Genomic DNA, 17,275 nt, shown 5'->3' with positions numbered 1-17,275 from the left:
ACAAACCTAGACGCGCCCTGTGACACCCGCCGAGGGAAAAATCGTCAGACCGGGGTCCGGCAGCCTCATCCGGAGACCAGGTCGAACTTCTCCCACGTGCCGATCGCCGTGCGGTTGGCGATCAGCGCTGCGGCGCCGGCGTTCTCGGCCGTGACGTAGGCGTTGTTCGCATGTGCCCGGAGGCTCACGCTGCCGTCTGCGTTGCGGATCAGGTCGAACTTCTCCCAGGGACCGATGGCCGTGCGGTTGGCGATCAGGGCCGCGGCACCGGCGTTCTCGGCCGTCACGTACGCGTTGTTCGCGTGTGCCCGAAGGCTGATGCTGGCGTCCTGGTTGGTGATCAGGTCGAAGGTCTCCCACGGACCGATGGCGGTCCGGTTCGCGATCAGCGCGGACGCACCAGCGTTCTCCGCCGCGACGTACCTGCTGTTCACGCGGGCGCGCAGGCTGACCGTGGTCGTCGTCGACGGTGGCGGGCCGCTGACGACGGGTTGGGTGGGGCGGACGGCGGTCAGGGGGAGGGTGCCGCGCAGCATGCGGCCGCCGTCGCCGGTGAGGCGCAGGTAGTAGTCCGAGGAGCAGGCGGTGCCGTCCTCGTCCAGGGCGCGGCCGGTGAAGTTGGTGGGCTGCCACGCGCTGGTCTCGGCGGTCTTGGCGATCTGGTTGCCCTCGTTGTACTCATCGAACATCGACACGTACAGGCCTGCTGCGCCGACGCGGACCATGTTGTACAGGTGCCGCCAGTAGAAGTCGCCGTGCTTGCGGTGCCCCGCGGACAGGTCGCCGGGCATCACGCACGGCTGGTAGTCGATGCCCCGGGCGGTGCACTCGGCCTGGTCGGGGGTGTTCACGTTCGCGTAGAACCAGTCCAGCCCGGCCACGTCCCCGGTGCGCCCGACCATCCACGGGGACAGCATGTGGAACGCCCGGTACACCTCGGCGAACCCGGGACGGGAGTCGTTGATGCCCTCCCGCCAGTACGTCGGCACGCCGCCGATGACGTAGCAGCCCTGGGCCTTGAACCAGGTGATCACGTCCAGGCACTGCGCCGGGGTGAACGGGCGCCCGTCGTCGTTGAACCCGAACCCCCAGATGCACACCACCGGCTTGCCGTTCTGCCGGGCGTAGGCCGGGGACGCCGTGTACGGCGACATCTTGGTGGTCCAGTCGCTCTTGATCTGCGACTGCATCGCGGTCCACCCCGACACGTCGTACATGATGTAGAACCTGCGGCCGGTGGCCTCCGCGGCGGTGCGGACCTTCGCGGTGACCGCATCCCGGGTCGGGCCCTCCCCACCGGTGGGGTTGAACCGTTGCAGGGCCGCGGTGTCGATCCCGTAGTCCCGCATCCAGGCGAAGTGGGTGTCGATGGTCTGCTGGTCGTAGTTGGAGTACAAGCGGGCCGGCTCACCGTTGCCCAACGCCGCGTAGCCGGTCTGGTAGGCGCGGGTGTACTCGCGCATGTCGGGCCAGGACACCACCGACCCGATGGCCGGGTTCGGCGCCTGACCCCAGTTGTTCGACCAGTGCCACCACCCGTTGATCGGCGACCCGTCCCCCGTCGCGGCGAACCAGCCCTGATAGCCGACCGTGACCTTGCCGACGACGTCACCCGGCGGGCTCGCGGCCGCCGCACGGGTCGCGGAGAGCTCGGCACCGGCGACCGGCACCGCGGCGACCGCCGCTCCCGCCGCCGCGACCCGCAGGAAGGTTCGACGCGTGACAGCCACTGGCTCGCTCCTTTGCGATGGGATGGATGCAGCGCTCGGCGGACGAGCGCTGAGGAACTGGTGTGCCCCTGAGGTCACGGCTGGACGGTGACCTGGACCGCGCCGCTGGCGTCGGCCCCCCCGGGCGTTGGCAGTCTGGCGCAGCCCCAGGGGGTGAAGCAAGAGTTGGACAAATACCCGTGAATCGTCGACAAGCCCCCAGCCTCCGAGCGCCCGCGGCGCCGCGCGATCCCGGAACGACGACGACGCGGGACACCTGGTGGTGTCCCGCGTCGTCGGGTGGTCGGTGCCGCGCTAGCCCATCGGGTGGGCCCGGGCGGCCGCGATGAACGCCAGGGTGGCCGCACGGGACGTCCCGTCGTCGATCGCGACGTCGGGGAGCTTCGACGCCTCCGTCCAGGCTGTCGCGGCGTCGTCGGCCCCGGCCAGCGCCAGGTACTCCAGCAGGTAGCCGCCGAACTGCACGCCGAACCCGTCGGGTGACGCCTCCTGCACCGAGGACCGGATCTGCTCGGGATCCACCCCGTCTCCGACGTTCCGCTGCACGGGTCCCATCGGGATGAGCTGGATGCCCAGGATCGCGGCGGGGTCAGGGCTGAACCACGTGGCGTAGTCCCGCTTGCCGCCCCAGTTCAGGGACACGATCCGGTGGTCGAAGCCCTCCGGCAGCTTCGGGTCCGTCCAGTAGGTTCGTGCCGTCGACGACTCGGTGGACGCGAGCCAGGTCGCCTCCGTCTCCAGCGCGTCCTGCCCGGAGGCCTGCGCCCACAGCCCGAGACCGTTCCAGGCGTTCACGGCCTCCGACGAGGACTCCTGGTTGTTGCCGTCCGCGAACGGTGACGTCCCGGAGGCCCACGAGTGCCCGGCGTACGGGTCGAACGAGCGCAGCTGAGGGAGCTGCTTGCTGGGCTTGGCGGCGGCGATGTCCTGCGCGAGCAGGTTCATCACGGGTGCAAGATCCGATGCCAGCTGGGGATCGCCGTCAGCGAGGAGCCCGGCCGCCGACAGCAGGTAGCCGTAGTGGAAGTGGTGGTCGTTGAGCTCGTCGGACCCGAACGAGGCAGTGAGGCCGATCGCCGACCGTGCGCTCTGGTCGTACACCACGCACCGGGCGTCGCGCTCGGTGCAGCCATTCGGCTGCGCCCACTCGCGCAACGCGTCCTCGGTCTTGGTGCGGAGGTCTGCCACGTCGACGTCCAGCTGCTCACCCAGGACGACGAGAGTGGCGGCGCGGTTCAGCGCCTTCCCCCCGAAGTAGGTGTCGGAGGGGAACGCCGGCGTCGCGGCGACGTCCGCGGTCACCGCCGAGGTGATCGCCGCGCGTTCGTCGTCGGTGATGCCGTCGAGATCGAACGCGCCTGCCGGCGTGACCTTGGGAGCGTACGAGGTGAGGGTCGACCCCGCGCACAGCTCGAGGTCTCCGTACACGCTGGGGTAGGTCCCGAGGCCGCAGTCCGTGCGCTTCGGCTGGTCACCGGTCCGGTGGTGCGGCATGAGCACGTAGGCACCCTTCCCGTCGGACTGGTACGTCAGGCTCGTTCGTGCGGTGTCACCGTCCACCGCGTACGCCACGTCCACACCCGTGACGGGATCCTTGGCGGCGTCGGCCAGGACCGACTTCGCCTTGGACGACGCCTTGGCGGGCAGCGCGTACCAGGTGGCGGACTGCCCCTTGGTCAGAGCCGTCGTGCCGCTCTTCGTCGTACCGCCCACCAGGCCCCAGTCCGTGTCGCCCACGTGGGCCGTGGCGGGCTTCCCCTGGAACGTCCCGCCGGTGGTCCGGGCGCTCACGTCGGTCGACGCGGTGAAGCTGACGAACGGCGAGCCTTCTGCGAGGACGACGTCCCCGAGGGTCTTGCCGGATCCGTCGAGCAGCGCGATCGTGACGCTCACCGGGTCGGCCTTCGTGACCTGCGCGCTCGCCGCGCCGACGTCGATGGTCAGCGCCGGCACGTGCGGGGCGATGATCGTCTTCTCGGAGACGGTCGGGTCCGGCAGTCCGAGCGTGAAGCCTGAGTCGGTGAGCCCGAACGAGAGCGGTTCCGCGAACACCGGTTGCGGCTCGTCACCGAAGACCAGGCCGCTGTACCAGCGGTTGGTCGGCGGGACGACCCCGGAGGCCAGCCGCACCGGGTCGATCTTGGCGACGGACTTGTCCGGGACCGCTCCGACGAGGGCGGCGGTGTTGACGGACGGCACCGCCGCAGCGTGGGTGGCGTCCGTCGCCGTCGACTCGTGGTTGGTCACCATCACGGCAGCGCCCGCGACGACCGCCGACACGACCACAGCACCACCTACAAGGAGTCCGCGCCTCATCCGAACACCCCCTTCAGATAGCTCGAGACCGAGCCGGCGACCGTCGTCACCACCCCACGGTTGTGCAGGGTGAGCTCGGCCTGGACCGGTGCGCCGGCCACCACCAACCCGTTGCGGGAGCCCTCCGTGAGGTCCTTGGCCGTCACCGTCATCACGGCCTGTGCCTTGCCGTCGACCGTCTGCACCTTCACCTGCGACACGTGTCCGGTGACGGTGTGCTGGTCGGGCAGCTCGATCTTGACGGGCGCAGACTCCGGGATGCGGGCGTACTGCTTGGGCGACAGCGTGTACTGCGCCTGCACGTACAGGCTCCCGGTCCGCTCGACGGTGGCCAGGTCGCCCGATGCCCGGACGAAGGTCCCACCGTCGGCGGCCACCTCGGTGACCGTGCCGTCGTCGGTCGCCAGGATGACCAGCCGACCGTCGGCGTCAAAGGTGGTGCCCTCGATCGAGTCACCCACCAGCCCGTGGGCGCGGTCGTAGTCCAACGACGAGGAGTCGATGACGAACAGCTGGTCGCCCTTGTGGACGGTGTCCCCGACCTCGACGTTCTGAGCGGCCACGAGGCCTTCGTACGGCGTGCCCACCGTGTAGGTGCGCGCCATGATCTGGGCAGAGTCGCTTGCGACGTGCCCACGTGTTTCGTTCAGCTTGAAGGTAGCGACGGCGGCCACGGCGAGCACGAGCAGCACGCCGACCATCAGTCGAATTCGGCTTCCCCAGGTCATGCGGTCACCTCCGTTCGTCGAGCGGCGGCCCGCGCTTCGAGCCGACCGTGGTGGCCCTCGCGCCAGGCGGCTGCGAGGAAGATTCCGAGGATGAGCGTGTTCGTCGCGTTCCAGGCGACGGCCAGGCTCAGCGTCCCGTTGTTGATGTCTTTCCAGATCCCTACAAGGGTCGTGATGAGCAAGAACTCGAAGAACAGCACCTGCGGCATCACGAACGCGAAGGGGGATCGGTAGGCGCCCTTGCGCCCGGTGACGTGCCAAACCTGCTCACGCTTGAACATCGCGTTGATGAGGGCACGGACGTAGATCGGGAACGAGACGGCGGCGAGCAGAAGGGTCTGCCACCGGAACGACCCGAGCGTGTAGAACGCCACGACGATCTGCAGCACGTAGAACCCGGCGTAGTACAGGGCCCACGTCAGCGGCGTGACCGTCAGGTCGACAGGCGTCATGTCGAAGTAGATCTGCAGCGGCGGAACGAGCAGCAGCAGGAGCGGCGCGATGCCGGTCAGGTAGTGCGTCGCGGTGACCGTGTACTGCAGCCGCTGGTCCATGGTCAGCTTGCGCTTCGGCGAGAGCGGGTTGTGCGTGAACATGATCTCGAACCCGCCGGTCGCCCAGCGCTGCTGCTGCTTCGTGTACGCCTCGACGGTCTCGGGCGTGTCGCCGACGGCAAGCACGGTCGGGATGTAGATCGTCTTCCACCCCTTCTCGTGCAGCATCAGAGACGTCCACACGTCCTCGGACTTCGAGTCCGCGTAGATGCCGCCCACCGTGTCGATCGCGGCCCGACGGAAGATGACGTTCGTGCCGACGCAGAACGCGGCGTTGAACCTGTTCCGGCCCGGCTGGATGAACCGGTAGAACACGGCCTGCATGTAGCCGGCCCCCTTGGAGACGAGCGTGTGCAGGTTTCCGTACGCCTGGGGCGTCTGCACGAACGCGACGTCGCTCGACGCGAAGAACGGGACGGTCTCGCGCAGGAACTCGGGCCGCGGCACGAAGTCCGCGTCGAACACCACGAACAGGTCGGAGTGCGTGAGGGACAGCGCGTGGTTGATGTTGCCCGCCTTGGCGCCGTTGGTGGACAGCCGGCGGATGTACCGGGCCCCCAACGTGGCCGCCAGGTGGCGGACGTCGTCGGAACGCCCGTCGTCGAGCACGTAGGTGTCGTGCTCGCCGTGCATCGCCACTGCTGCCGTGACCGTCCGGCGGATCGTCTCGAGGTCCTCGCCGTAGGTCGTGATGAAGACGTCGACCTTCACGGGGCGGTCGTTGAGGTACATGGCCCAGCGGTGGGGCTCGCGTTCCGTCTTCTCGCGGATGATCGCGGCCAGGTCGTACATCTGGTCCTGGGCGTGGTGGAAGGCGAAGTTGCGCGGGTCGTGACCGCTCGACAGCACGGTCCACATGGACAGCAACGCGTGCACGACGAGGATCGTCTCCGCCGCGATGACCATGACGTACGGAAGCCAGTCGCCGCGGTTGGCGGGGTTCAGCAGGAACGCCGCGTAGATCAGGATGCCGGCGCTCGCAAGGAGCACGAGAAGCATCAGGGAGGGACTCTGGGCCGACTCGTTCTCGGCGCTGCGAGACGGTGGCGTGCTGGGTAGTTCGGTGGTGCGCGGCTCGACCAGAAGCCGATCGAAGGTTGTAGCCACGGGGATCCTCCTACGGCGTCGACGTGAGATATCGATCGACGCCCGGACTCGGCCGCAGCCGTGTCGGGGTCGCGACGACGCGGTTGCCGGGTCCGCCAGCCGGGCCTTCTTCTAGGACCTTCGGCTGCGGTGGATGTATCCACGGTACGGCGACCCGGGCGGGACCTGTCCAGGCGGGGACGCTGTGTCCCCGATCACGGCATCGTTGTCAAGACCGTCCGGGATGTCCTGTTCGCACTGGTCAGGCTGCAGTCCTCCGGCCCGGTCCGGGCCCGCACTTCCCGCCCATTTTCTGCCGCACGTTCCAGCATGTGGGACACACGGAAGCTCCGGGTGCCGTGCGCCTAACCCGCGGCGCGGTACGCGACGCCGGCGGGCGTCGGCGTCGATCCGTCCCTGTACAGACCCGTCCCCGGCTCGAGAGCCGGCAGCCCGAACCACGCGTACCGCTCGACGTACGGGGTGGACTCGAACATCGCCGTCGACGACGCGATGAACGCCGTCATCTGGTCGTCGGTGGGGAACTTCGGGCTGCCCGAGAAGTTGATCAGGCTGTACTCCGTGACCCAGATCGGCAGCCCGTAGCGCGCGTGGACGCCGGCGACGTACCGCTGGAGCTGGTCGACGGCGTCAGGTCCGAAGTCCGAGCCGTACCAGTGCAGTGTGATGAAGTCGACGCGCAGACCGCGGGCCTTGGCGCCACTCATGAACTGGTCCAGCCAGCCACCCGCGCGATCCCCGCCCCAGGCCACCGCCGGACTGCCCAGCCGCTTGCCCGTCGCCTGGAGCTGCGGCCAGAGCTCGAGCGCGCGGTCGACCGTCATGTTCGCCTGGCCGCCCATGTCGGGCTCGTTGAAGCCGAGCAGCGTCGACCCCGGTGCCCCGAGCGCCGCCGGCGTCACGTTCGACGCACCCCAGATCATCGGCACGAACTCGACGCCCGACGGGGCCGGCATGGAGGCGTTCGACGTCGACCAGTTGTAGTACCAGCCGACGCCCACGTCCTTCAGAGCCGCGGTCGCACCCGTGAACTCCCACGTGGCGACGCCCTTCTTCGCCGTGTGGGTCGCGGGTGGACGTGGCGCGGCCCGCGGAGGGGCCGGCGCGGCCTTGGGCGGGGCGGCCGGGGGCTTCACGACCGTCGTCGGCGTCCCGGCCGTCGGCGTCGGCACCGTCCCGGTGGCGGCTGGCGTCGTGGGTGGCGGTGGCGTCGTCTGGGGCGCCGACGAGGCCGTGGCCGCGGGTGTCGACGCGCTGGACGCCCTGAGTGGTGACGTGTCCGACCCCCGGTGACCCGTCGAGGCGGCCTCCGGTGCCGCCGAGGACCGAGGCACCAGCACGAGCCCCGCGCCGACGCCGAGCAGCAGGAACGCCGCGAGGAGCGCGATGAGCCGACGGCGCGACATCGTCCAGGCGGGGAGCATGCCAGGCATTCTGGCCCATGTGGCCCGCCGACGTGCCGACGACTGCCGCGTGGGATGCGTCGCTAGGCGCCTGACGTGCCTGCGCTCTTCGCTGACGCGACCACGGTGGTGGCACGCTCACGCGGCAAGTCGCCAGCTGCCGCCCCGCTGCCGCAGCACGGCGCCGCGCTCCGGCATCGTCATGCCCAGCTTCGTCGGCGACCTGCTTCAGGAGCCGGCGTTGAGCGGTTCCTTGTCGACTTCCACGTCCAGGGTCGCCGAGGAGTTGAAGCAGACCTGACGGCTTGCTGCTGGCCCGCCGCGCATGTCGCTATTGCGTAGATAGTACGGAAGCGGAGTTGTCGTCCCCGGAACAAGATGGCCGCAAACGGACCGTCGGGGGGCGCCATGTCAGAGCAGGCCGAGAAGCTCGCCGTCCCGGCAGCGCCGGCGCCAGTCGGGACCTCTGGCACCGCCGCCGGACCAGCGCCGTCACCGTTGCGCAGCCTGGTCCCCGTCGCCGGTCTGACGGTCGGGAACGCCGACGACCCCGCCGAGGTCGCTGCCGAGGTGCGCGCTACCTCGGTGCTCTCACGGCTGCGCCGGTTCGACGAGGAGGGGCCGCCGGCCGACACCCAGCGGTCGTCCACCGCGCACGTGGAGATCGGCCGGTTGGGCGGGGCCGTCTCGACGGTTCGCAGCCGCCACATCTCCGACCGGATCGGCGACGGTGCGCCGCTCTCTGAGGCGGTCCGGCGTCGGATGGAATCCGGGTTCGGGACGTCGCTCAGCCACGTCCGCGTGCACGACGGCCCCTCAGCCGCCCAGCACAGCGCAGCGCTTGGTGCGACGGCGTTCACGGTCGGCAACAACGTGTTCCTGGGCACCGGCGTCGACCCGCTCGACGCGCACGGCGAGCACGTGCTCGCCCACGAGATCGCTCACGTGCTCGACGAGGGGCACGCACCGGCGACCTCGGTTCACCCCGAGGCCGGGCTCGCACCGGCACAGCCCGTCGGCGACGGCGCCATGCCCCCTCTCCTGGACGGCTCCTCCTCTGTGCGGCGCACCATCTACAAGAAGGAGAAGGAAAAGAAGAAGAAGACAAAGACGACCACGAAGAAGAAGTTGACACCGCCGGCGCCGCCGGCGCCGATGACGTGGGCCGAGCTAGCGCAAGTGTCGGGCATCAAGAGTGCGGCGCAGGCCCTGCAGATGGTCATCAAGTTCTGGGCCGAGACGAATCACCCTGCCAAGGCGGTGGAGTTCGAGAAGCAGCCAGACCTCGTGGACCTCGCCTACGCGGCCCTCGGGAACATGCCCAAGGAGTTCGTGGACCGGCTCGACCAGAACGGGATCAACGAGCTCAGGGCATCGCTCGGGCGCATGCAGACCCCGCCCCCGCTCACGCCTGCGTTCACCGCTCTGCTCCACGCCCGCAGCTTGGACCTCCATCAGGAGTGGATCGCAAGCCTGGGACCCACGCCCAGCCTCCGTAAGCCTGTGCATGACCCGAAGTACAACACCCCGGCCGCCTTCGCGACCAAGCCAGCCGACACCGAAGGTCGCGCCGACGGCGCATTCCACACGATCAACGTCTCTCTCGCCGGGGTCAGCAACAAGACCGCAAGCTCGGTGGGTAACGCGCTAGCCACGGAGGACATCGCGACGGGAGCCCTGAGGCAGAACGCCGACGGCACGGCGACCCAGATCTGCGCGACCTGCGGGAAGCTCACCGACGCGACGCAGTTCGAGGTAGACCACCAACAGGCGTTCGCCGAGTTGAAGAAGAACCTGCTGATGCTGGCCGACGGCATGGCGGTGAGCGACGGGTTGTACCAGCAGATCAAGAAGACCACTCCCGAATTCGACACCTTCTTCACGACGAATGGGTTGCCGGGTACGGCGGGCTGCAAGGTCGTGCTCACCGCGGCGGCAATCCACGCCTATTCGAACGACATGGACAACCTCATGCGGATCTGCCGCCATTGCAATGGCGGCTGGGGCAAGAGTGATATGGAGATGATGGAGTGGTACCGCTCGTCCCCGTTCTTCGGGGACGCATTCGTCAACGCCAACGTCCCGCCACCGGGGCCCCCGGGGCCTCCACCGTACGTCGAGATCATCGCCAGGACGTCCGTCAAGAACGAGGGCTGGGGCAAGGCGGCCCGCGACTGGTTCGCCACCCACCACCTCCCGGTGCTCAAGCAGCAGTTCATTCTCGACGAGGTGGCGCGTTTTTCTCACGAGCAGATCAAGAATCAATCGCTGACCCAGTTCAAGGCGAAGAACGAGCCGAACGCTGCCAAGAAGGCGGCACTGGAGCGGGATGCTGTATTGCTGGCCCGCTCCAACGAGGCGCACATGGGCATGCTCCAAGTCGACCTGGAGTACCGAAACGGGAAGCAGTTCGGCCGCCCGCCGGCCGATTGGTCACACGGCTCGCCGGCACGAATGATCCAGAAGCGAAAGGGGGACTGGGTCGAGCGGGAGGGCGAAAAGGACTTCAAGACGATGAGCGCAACCCCGAACTACAAGGCCGGTTACCAGGACGGCCTGGCCAACGACCCCAACGTGGTAGCCATCGGTCCGCTAGACGAGGCGTACAAGGCGGGCCTTGATGACGGGCGCAAGGCCTACCATGCAGCGTTCGCGCTGGGCAGGTCCCTGGCAATCGCCGTCCCGACCCCAGACCAGCTTGCCGTGCGCGCCACCACCGTGACCAATGCGGCCGAGGCCGCCGGCTTCCGGGAGGCTGCGGCCGAACGCACCAATGCCGTCAAGTTGGGCTACGCGGCCGGCGTGGCCGGGTCCCTTCCCGACGTGTCGGTCATCCCGTTCGGCACGCCGTCGTCGGAGGTGCTGCTGCGCGACTACATGCGGGCGTACGCGTCGGGGATGACCGCCAAGATCCCGTCGTCGAGCGGTGGAGACCCGATGACGTGACGGGCACCCGTGGATGCTGCCCGACCTCCGGTTCCGCGGCATGGTTTCGGTCCCTGAGCGTCCCGGCGTCCGGCGGGTGAGCCTGTCCGTCTGGCTCGCGCTGGTCGGCGCCTGCCTGGTCGTCGCGGCGCACGCGGTGGGACCCGCGTCGCCTTCTCGGTCGACGACCTCGACGATGCGCTGGCTATGGCCGCGAGGCACGGGTGCCTTCCCCTTCGCCGCGTGGCGACGTGCGAGGACGCCCGCGTTCTGGGCGGCCCGCCCACGCGAACCGCTCGATGTGGAGCCAAGGGGACTCGAACCCCTAACCCCCTGCTTGCAAAGCAGGTGCGCTACCAATTGCGCCATGGCCCCGTTCCCCCGACGCCCGAAGGCCGAGGAGGGCCGTCACTCGAAGGTGTCGGTGACCTCGGCCCAGAGGTCGCGCTCGTCGCGATCCTGGCTGAACTTCTGCCAGGCGATGAACGCGGCGGCGGCAACCGCCACGAGGAGCAGGAGCTTCTTCATCGGGTTCCCCCACGGGGTCGGGAGTGGGCCTAACAGGACTTGAACCTGTGACCTCTTCCTTATCAGGGAAGCGCTCTAACCGTCTGAGCTATAGGCCCGTGCAGTGCCGGATGAGACTACCCCAGGGCCGGGGTCTGTCCCAAACCGGCGGTCAGGAGCGGTTGCTCAGTCGTCGGTCATGGTCACGTGCACGCCGCCCACCAGTGCGGCGACGATGTTGTACAGGAACGCACCGATCGTAGCGAGTGCCGTCAGCAGGAACACGTCGACCACCGCGATGAGCATCGAGCCAGAGACGATCCGACGGAACTCGACGTACTGCAGGATGTCGATGGTGCTCTCCTGGCCGGTGATCTGCGTGACCAGGTCGTTGATCTGCGCGAACACGTGCATCTTGTCGAGCGTGAGCCAGACGACGATGACCGCCACGACGAACATGATGCCGATCGCGACGGAGACCAGCAGCGACAGCTTCATCACCGACCACGGGTCGACGCGTGAGATCGCCAGCCGGACGCGGCGCGGGCCGCCGTGGGCAGAGACGGTGGGGATGCGTCCGGTCGACGGGCGAGGGTTCTCGGTCGTGGTGGACGTTCGCGTGGGAGCCGGCCTGGCCGCGGGTGCGGCGGCAGGATTCGCTGTCATGGTCGGTTCCTCGGAACGGGGACGGGTCAAGGAGGCGAATGCAGCGGTCGTTGCTCCGCCGGCCTTCTTGAACCACGCCGTGGTGGCGTCTACTGCCACCATCATCGGGGACGGGACCACGTCCTCGGACGGATCAGCGGGTGATGTCTCCTGATCCGGTTCTCTCTCCGGCGGCACCGTGACCCCGTCGCCGAGCCGGATCGACGTCTTCGTGGTGCCCGCGGAGCCCGAGGTCCGGCCGGTGCTGGAGGAGCCGTTGCTGGAGGAGCCGTTGCTGGAACCGGAACCCGAACCACCCGCGGCACGCCCGCCGCCCGTCGACGTCCGCACAGGCGGTGCGACACTCGGCGGACCGACGCCGGTCGACGAGCCGTTCGAGGTCGGCGCGTCGAGCTCGTCGGAACCGTTCCACGCAGCGTTCGACCCTGTTCGCACGGGTGACGACGTGGTCTTCCGGCCGGTGGAGGCTGGTGAGGTCGGTCGTGTGCGCGGCGGGATCGAGGGCGGCGTGGAATCGGTCATGCGTCCTCCGGTGACGGATCGGTCTCGGTACCGGAGTCGTCGATCGACGCGTCCGAGTCGACGGGCGTGTCACCGGGTTCGTCCGAAACCAGGGCATTCTCGCCGCCCACGGTACCTGCATCGTCGGCCAGGTGTCGCTCCGTGTTCCTGGCGACCGCGATGATCCGGTCACCGTTGTCGGGCTTCGCGAAGATGACTCCCTGCGTGGTGCGCCCCGTCGCATTCACCTCGGACGTGGCGGATCTCACGATCTTGCCGCGCTCCATGATGACCAGGACCTCGTCCTCGGCGTCGGCAACGAGGGCCCCGACAAGGTCGCCGTTCGCCTCGGGAAGGTTGGCCACCTTGATGCCCAGACCGCCGCGGCCCTGCTGCCGGTAGTTCTCGACCGTCAGGGCGGTGCGCTTGGCGATGCCGCCCTCGGTGACCGTGAACAGGAACGCGTCCTCGCGCACGACGTCCATCGCGAGCAGCTCGTCGTCGTCGCGGAACTTCATCCCCGTGACGCCCGAGGTCGCGCGGCCCATGGGCCGCAGGGAGTCGTCCGAGGCGGTGAACCGGACCGACTGCCCCTTGCGGGAGACCAGGATCAGGTCGTTGTCGGAGTCGACGAGGCGAGCCGAGACCAGCTCGTCCGGCCGGCCCTCCTCGTCCTCGCGCAGGTTGATCGCGATGACCCCGCCCGACCGGTTCGAGTCGTACTCCGTCAGGCGCGTCTTCTTCACCAGGCCGCGCTGGGTGGCCAGCACCAGGTACTCCACCGAGGTGTAGTCCCGGATGTCGAGCACCTGCGCGATCTTCTCGCCCGGCTGGAACGCGAGCAGGTTGGCGACGTGCTGGCCCTTCGCATCCCGACCGCCCTCGGGCAGCTCGTAGGCCTTCGCACGGTAGACGCGACCGAGGTTCGTGAAGAACAGCAGCCAGTGGTGGGTCGTCGTGACGAAGAAGTGGTCGACCAGGTCGTCCTCGCGCAGCTGGGCGCCGCGGACGCCCTTGCCGCCACGACGCTGCGCCCGGTAGTTGTCCGACCGCGTCCGCTTGGCGTACCCGCCGCGCGTGATGGTGACGACCATCTCCTCCTCGGCGATGAGGTCCTCGATGCTGACGTCGCCGTCGAACGGCAGGATCGTCGTGCGTCGCTCGTCGCCGTACTTCGCGACGATCTCCCCGAGCTCCTCGGAGACGATGTCGCGCTGGCGCTGCTCGCTGTCGAGGATCTCCCGGTACTCGACGATGAGCGCCTCGAGCTCGGCGTGCCGGTCGAGGATGGCCTGGCGCTGCAGCGCAGCGAGCCGACGCAGCTGCATGTTCAGGATGGCGTTCGCCTGCAGCTCGTCGATGTCGAGCAGCTCCATCAGGCCCGTGCGAGCCTCGTCCGCGTCGGGGGAGCGCCGGATGAGCGCGATGACCTCGTCGAGCGCGTCGAGCGCCTTGAGGTACCCGCGATAGATGTGGATCTCCGCCTCGGCCTCGCGGAGCTTGAACTTCGTCCGACGGACGACGACGTCGAGCTGGTGCGCGACCCAGTGCCGGACGAACGCGTCGATGCTCAGCGTCCGCGGCACGTCGTCGACCAGCGCGAGCATGTTCGCGCCGAACGTGTCCTGCAGCTGCGTGTGCTTGTAGAGGTTGTTCAGCACGACCTTCGCGACGGCGTCGCGCTTCAGCACGATCACGAGGCGCTGCCCGGCTCGGCCGCTCGTCTCGTCGCGGATGTCCGCGATGCCGGTGATCTTGTTCTCACGGACGAGGTCCGCGATCTTCTTCGCCAGCGTGTCGGGGTTCACCTGGTACGGCAGCTCGGTGACGACCAGGCAGATGCGGTTCTGGATCTCCTCGACGACCACCACCGCACGCATGGTGATCGAGCCGCGACCGGTGCGGTACGCGTCCTCGATGCCTCGGTGGCCCAGGATCGTCGCGCCCGTCGGGAAGTCCGGGCCCTTGATGCGCTGCAGGAGCGCATCGAGCAGCTCCTCCGTCGACGCCTCCGGGTGGCTGAGGTACCACTGGACGCCGTCGGCCACCTCACGCAGGTTGTGCGGGGGGATGTTGGTGGCCATGCCGACCGCGATGCCGGCCGAGCCGTTGACCAGCAGGTTCGGGAACCGGGACGGCAGGACCGCGGGCTCCTGGGTGCGGCCGTCGTAGTTGTCCTGGAAGTCGACGGTGTCCTTGTCGATGTCCCGGACCATCTCCATGGACAGCGGCGCCATCTTGCACTCGGTGTACCGGGGCGCGGCGGCGGGGTCGTCGCCCGGGGATCCGAAGTTGCCCTGCCCGGAGACCAGCGGGTAGCGCAGCGACCAGTCCTGGACCAGGCGGACGAGCGCGTCGTAGATCGCCGTGTCACCGTGCGGGTGGTACTTGCCCATGACGTCGCCGACGACGCGGCTGCACTTGGAGAACTGGCGGTCCGGTCGGTAGCCGCCGTCGTACATCGCGTAGAGCACCCGGCGGTGCACCGGCTTCAGCCCGTCACGGACGTCGGGCAGCGCGCGCCCGACGATGACGGCCATGGCGTAGTCGAGGTAGGAGCGCTGCATCTCGAGCTGCAGGTCCACCTGCTCGATGCGGCCGTGCTCGATCTCTCTGCCGGGGGTCTCGCTCAACGTTCTTCCTTAGGTTCGGCCCTACGTGCCTGGTGTATGGGCATCGGACTCGATGGCTCTGTCTTCTGTCGATGACGTGCAGGGCTCGCTGCGCCGGCCCTCAGATATCGAGGAACCTGACGTCCTTCGCGTTGCGCTGGATGAACGAGCGGCGGGACTCGACGTCCTCGCCCATGAGTACCGAGAAGATCTCGTCGGCCGCGGCGGCCTCGTCGAGCGTGACCTGGAGCAACGTGCGGTGCTCGGGCGACATGGTCGTCTCCCACAGCTCCTGGTAGTCCATCTCGCCCAGACCCTTGTACCGCTGGATCTGGTTCTCCTTCGGCAGCCGCTTCCCGCCGGCCTGCCCGTCCGTGACGACCGCGTCCCGCTCGCGGTCCGTGTACACGTACTCGTGCTCCGCGTTGGTCCACTTGATCTTGTAGAGCGGCGGCTGCGCCATGTAGACGTGCCCGTGCGTGATCAGCTCGGGCATGTAGCGGAAGAGCAGGGTCAGCAGCAGGGTCCGGATGTGCTGGCCGTCGACGTCGGCGTCGGCCATCAGGATGATCTTGTGGTACCTCAGCCGGCTGAGGTCGAAGTCCTCGCCGATGCCGGTCCCGAACGCCGTGATCAGGGCCTGGACCTCCTGGTTGCCGAGGGCGCGGTCCAGCCGGGCGCGCTCGACGTTGAGGATCTTCCCTCGGATCGGCAGGATCGCCTGCGTGCGCGGGTTGCGACCGCGGACGGCGGAACCGCCGGCCGAGTCACCCTCGACGATGAACACCTCGCACTCGTCCGGGTGGTTCGACTGGCAGTCGCGCAGCTTGCCGGGCATGCCGCCGGACTCGAGCAGGCCCTTGCGCCGCGTGGCCTCTCGGGCCTTGCGCGCGGCCATCCGGGCGGCGGAGGCCTGGATCGACTTGCGGATGACGTCCCGCGCCTCGGTGGGGTGGGAGTCCAGCCAGTCGCCCAGCTGGTCGTTGACGACCCGCTGCACGAACGTCTTGGCCTCGGTGTTGCCGAGCTTGGTCTTCGTCTGACCCTCGAACTGCGGCTCGCCGAGCTTGATGGAGATGACGGCCGTGAGGCCCTCGCGGATGTCGTCTCCCGTGAGGTTCTCGTCCTTCTCCTTGAGGATGCCCTTGTCGCGCGCGTAGCGGTTGATCAGCGAGGTCATCGCCGCACGGAAGCCCTCCTCGTGCGTGCCGCCCTCGGTCGTGGAGATCGTGTTGGCGTAGGTGTGCACCGACTCCGAGTAGGCGTTGGTCCACTGCATCGCGATCTCGAGCGACAACCGGCGCTCGGTGTCCTCGGACTCGAAGTCGATGATGTCGGGGTGCACGACCTCGACCTTCTTCGCGCCGTTGAGGTGGCGGACGTAGTCGACGAGCCCCTGGTCGTACTTGTAGACGACGTTGCGGAACGGAGCCGGCGCGCCCTCGGCGAGCTCGTCGGCCGACCCTGCGACCTCGTCGGCCGTGCCCAGGTGCTCCGGACGCTCGTCGGTCAACGAGATCTGCAGGCCCTTGTTGAGGAAGGCGTACTGCTGGAGCCGGGACCGCAGCGTCTCGAAGTCGTAGTCGGTCGTCTCGAAGATCGCGGGGTCGGCCCAGAACGTCTGCGAGGTCCCGTTGTCGTCGGACGGCTCGCCCTTCTGCAGCTCGCCCAGCGGCTTGCCGCCGTCGGAGAAGTCCTGCTGCCAGACGAAGCCGTCGCGCTTGACCACGGTCTCCACGCGCGTCGACAGCGCGTTCACCACGGAGATACCCACACCGTGCAGACCACCCGAGACCGCGTACCCGCCACCGCCGAACTTGCCGCCCGCGTGCAGGATCGTCATGACGACCTCGACGGTCGGCCGGCCCTCGGTCGGGTGGATCGCGACGGGGATGCCACGGCCGTTGTCGACGACGCGCACGCCGCCGTCGGCCAGCAGGGTCACCTCGATGTGGTCGCAGTACCCCGCGAGCGCCTCGTCGACGGAGTTGTCGACGACCTCGTAGACCAGGTGGTGCAGGCCGCGCTCACCGGTGGAACCGATGTACATGCCCGGACGCTTACGAACCGCCTCGAGCCCCTCGAGGACCGTGATCGCGGACGCGTCGTACCCGCCGTCCCCCGTCTTGACGCCGTTCGTTGTGCCTGTGCTTGTCGTGCCGGACGGGGACGTGCTCTGCTCGGCCACGGGCGGTAGTACTCCTCAAGCTCTCACACGCGACGGAG

General features: G+C 68.6%; 10 protein-coding genes and 2 tRNA genes. 1 reads left to right on the top strand and 11 read right to left on the bottom strand.

Features of this window, described 5'->3' with window-relative positions; translation table 11 throughout:
• Nucleotides 1-65 precede the first annotated feature (65 nt).
• The 5 genes from I847_RS0119990 to I847_RS25010 form a co-directional block, all read right to left on the bottom strand.
• Nucleotides 66-1,730 (bottom strand): lectin, encoded by a 1,665-nt coding sequence (locus tag I847_RS0119990; RefSeq protein ID WP_028051117.1) that lies wholly within the window; start codon nucleotides 1,728-1,730, stop codon nucleotides 66-68.
• A gap of 294 nt (nucleotides 1,731-2,024) precedes the next feature.
• Nucleotides 2,025-4,046: a glycosyl hydrolase gene (locus I847_RS0119985; protein ID WP_028051116.1), complete on the bottom strand. Its 2,022-nt coding sequence runs from the start codon at nucleotides 4,044-4,046 to the stop codon at nucleotides 2,025-2,027.
• Nucleotides 4,043-4,774 carry an HlyD family efflux transporter periplasmic adaptor subunit gene (locus I847_RS0119980; protein ID WP_028051115.1) on the bottom strand — a complete coding sequence of 244 codons (732 nt, stop codon included), beginning with the start codon at nucleotides 4,772-4,774 and terminating at the stop codon, nucleotides 4,043-4,045. Before I847_RS0119980 ends, I847_RS0119985 begins: the two co-directional genes overlap by 4 nt.
• On the bottom strand, nucleotides 4,771-6,327 hold the full coding sequence (locus I847_RS25015) for a glycosyltransferase (protein WP_231384309.1): 1,557 nt from the start codon (nucleotides 6,325-6,327) through the stop codon (nucleotides 4,771-4,773). Before I847_RS25015 ends, I847_RS0119980 begins: the two co-directional genes overlap by 4 nt.
• Before the next feature lie 452 nt (nucleotides 6,328-6,779).
• Nucleotides 6,780-7,859: a glycoside hydrolase family protein gene (locus tag I847_RS25010; RefSeq protein WP_051275116.1), complete on the bottom strand. Its 1,080-nt coding sequence runs from the start codon at nucleotides 7,857-7,859 to the stop codon at nucleotides 6,780-6,782.
• 387 nt (nucleotides 7,860-8,246) lie between these two features.
• On the opposite strand from I847_RS25010, the gene I847_RS0119960 reads away from it, so the two are divergent.
• Entirely contained in the window at nucleotides 8,247-10,784 is a 2,538-nt protein-coding gene (locus I847_RS0119960; protein WP_028051113.1) for a DUF4157 domain-containing protein, read from the top strand.
• Between the two features lie 281 nt (nucleotides 10,785-11,065).
• On the opposite strand, the gene I847_RS0119955 is transcribed toward I847_RS0119960, so the two are convergent.
• The 6 genes from I847_RS0119955 to gyrB form a co-directional block, all read right to left on the bottom strand.
• Nucleotides 11,066-11,138 (bottom strand) — tRNA-Ala (locus I847_RS0119955).
• 33 nt (nucleotides 11,139-11,171) lie between these two features.
• Nucleotides 11,172-11,291, bottom strand: a complete 120-nt coding sequence (locus I847_RS27520; RefSeq protein ID WP_231384308.1) for a DLW-39 family protein — start codon at nucleotides 11,289-11,291, stop codon at nucleotides 11,172-11,174.
• A 24-nt stretch (nucleotides 11,292-11,315) separates the two neighbouring features.
• Nucleotides 11,316-11,389: transfer RNA gene (locus tag I847_RS0119945), tRNA-Ile, on the bottom strand.
• Between the two features lie 67 nt (nucleotides 11,390-11,456).
• Complete coding sequence (locus tag I847_RS0119940; RefSeq protein WP_231384306.1) at nucleotides 11,457-12,371, bottom strand: DUF3566 domain-containing protein; 915 nt, start codon at nucleotides 12,369-12,371, stop codon at nucleotides 11,457-11,459.
• An 83-nt stretch (nucleotides 12,372-12,454) separates the two neighbouring features.
• Nucleotides 12,455-15,070, bottom strand: coding sequence for a DNA gyrase subunit A (gyrA, locus tag I847_RS25005; RefSeq protein WP_051275115.1), 2,616 nt, complete (start codon nucleotides 15,068-15,070; stop codon nucleotides 12,455-12,457).
• Between the two features lie 100 nt (nucleotides 15,071-15,170).
• Nucleotides 15,171-17,144 (bottom strand): DNA topoisomerase (ATP-hydrolyzing) subunit B, encoded by a 1,974-nt coding sequence (gyrB, locus tag I847_RS0119930; protein WP_231384315.1) that lies wholly within the window; start codon nucleotides 17,142-17,144, stop codon nucleotides 15,171-15,173.
• Between the last annotated feature and the right edge of the window lie 131 nt (nucleotides 17,145-17,275).

The sequence above is a fragment of the Cellulomonas sp. URHD0024 genome (assembly GCF_000426185.1).
GTDB lineage: Bacteria > Actinomycetota > Actinomycetes > Actinomycetales > Cellulomonadaceae > Cellulomonas.
This window is presented reverse-complemented; position numbering and strand designations above follow the sequence as displayed.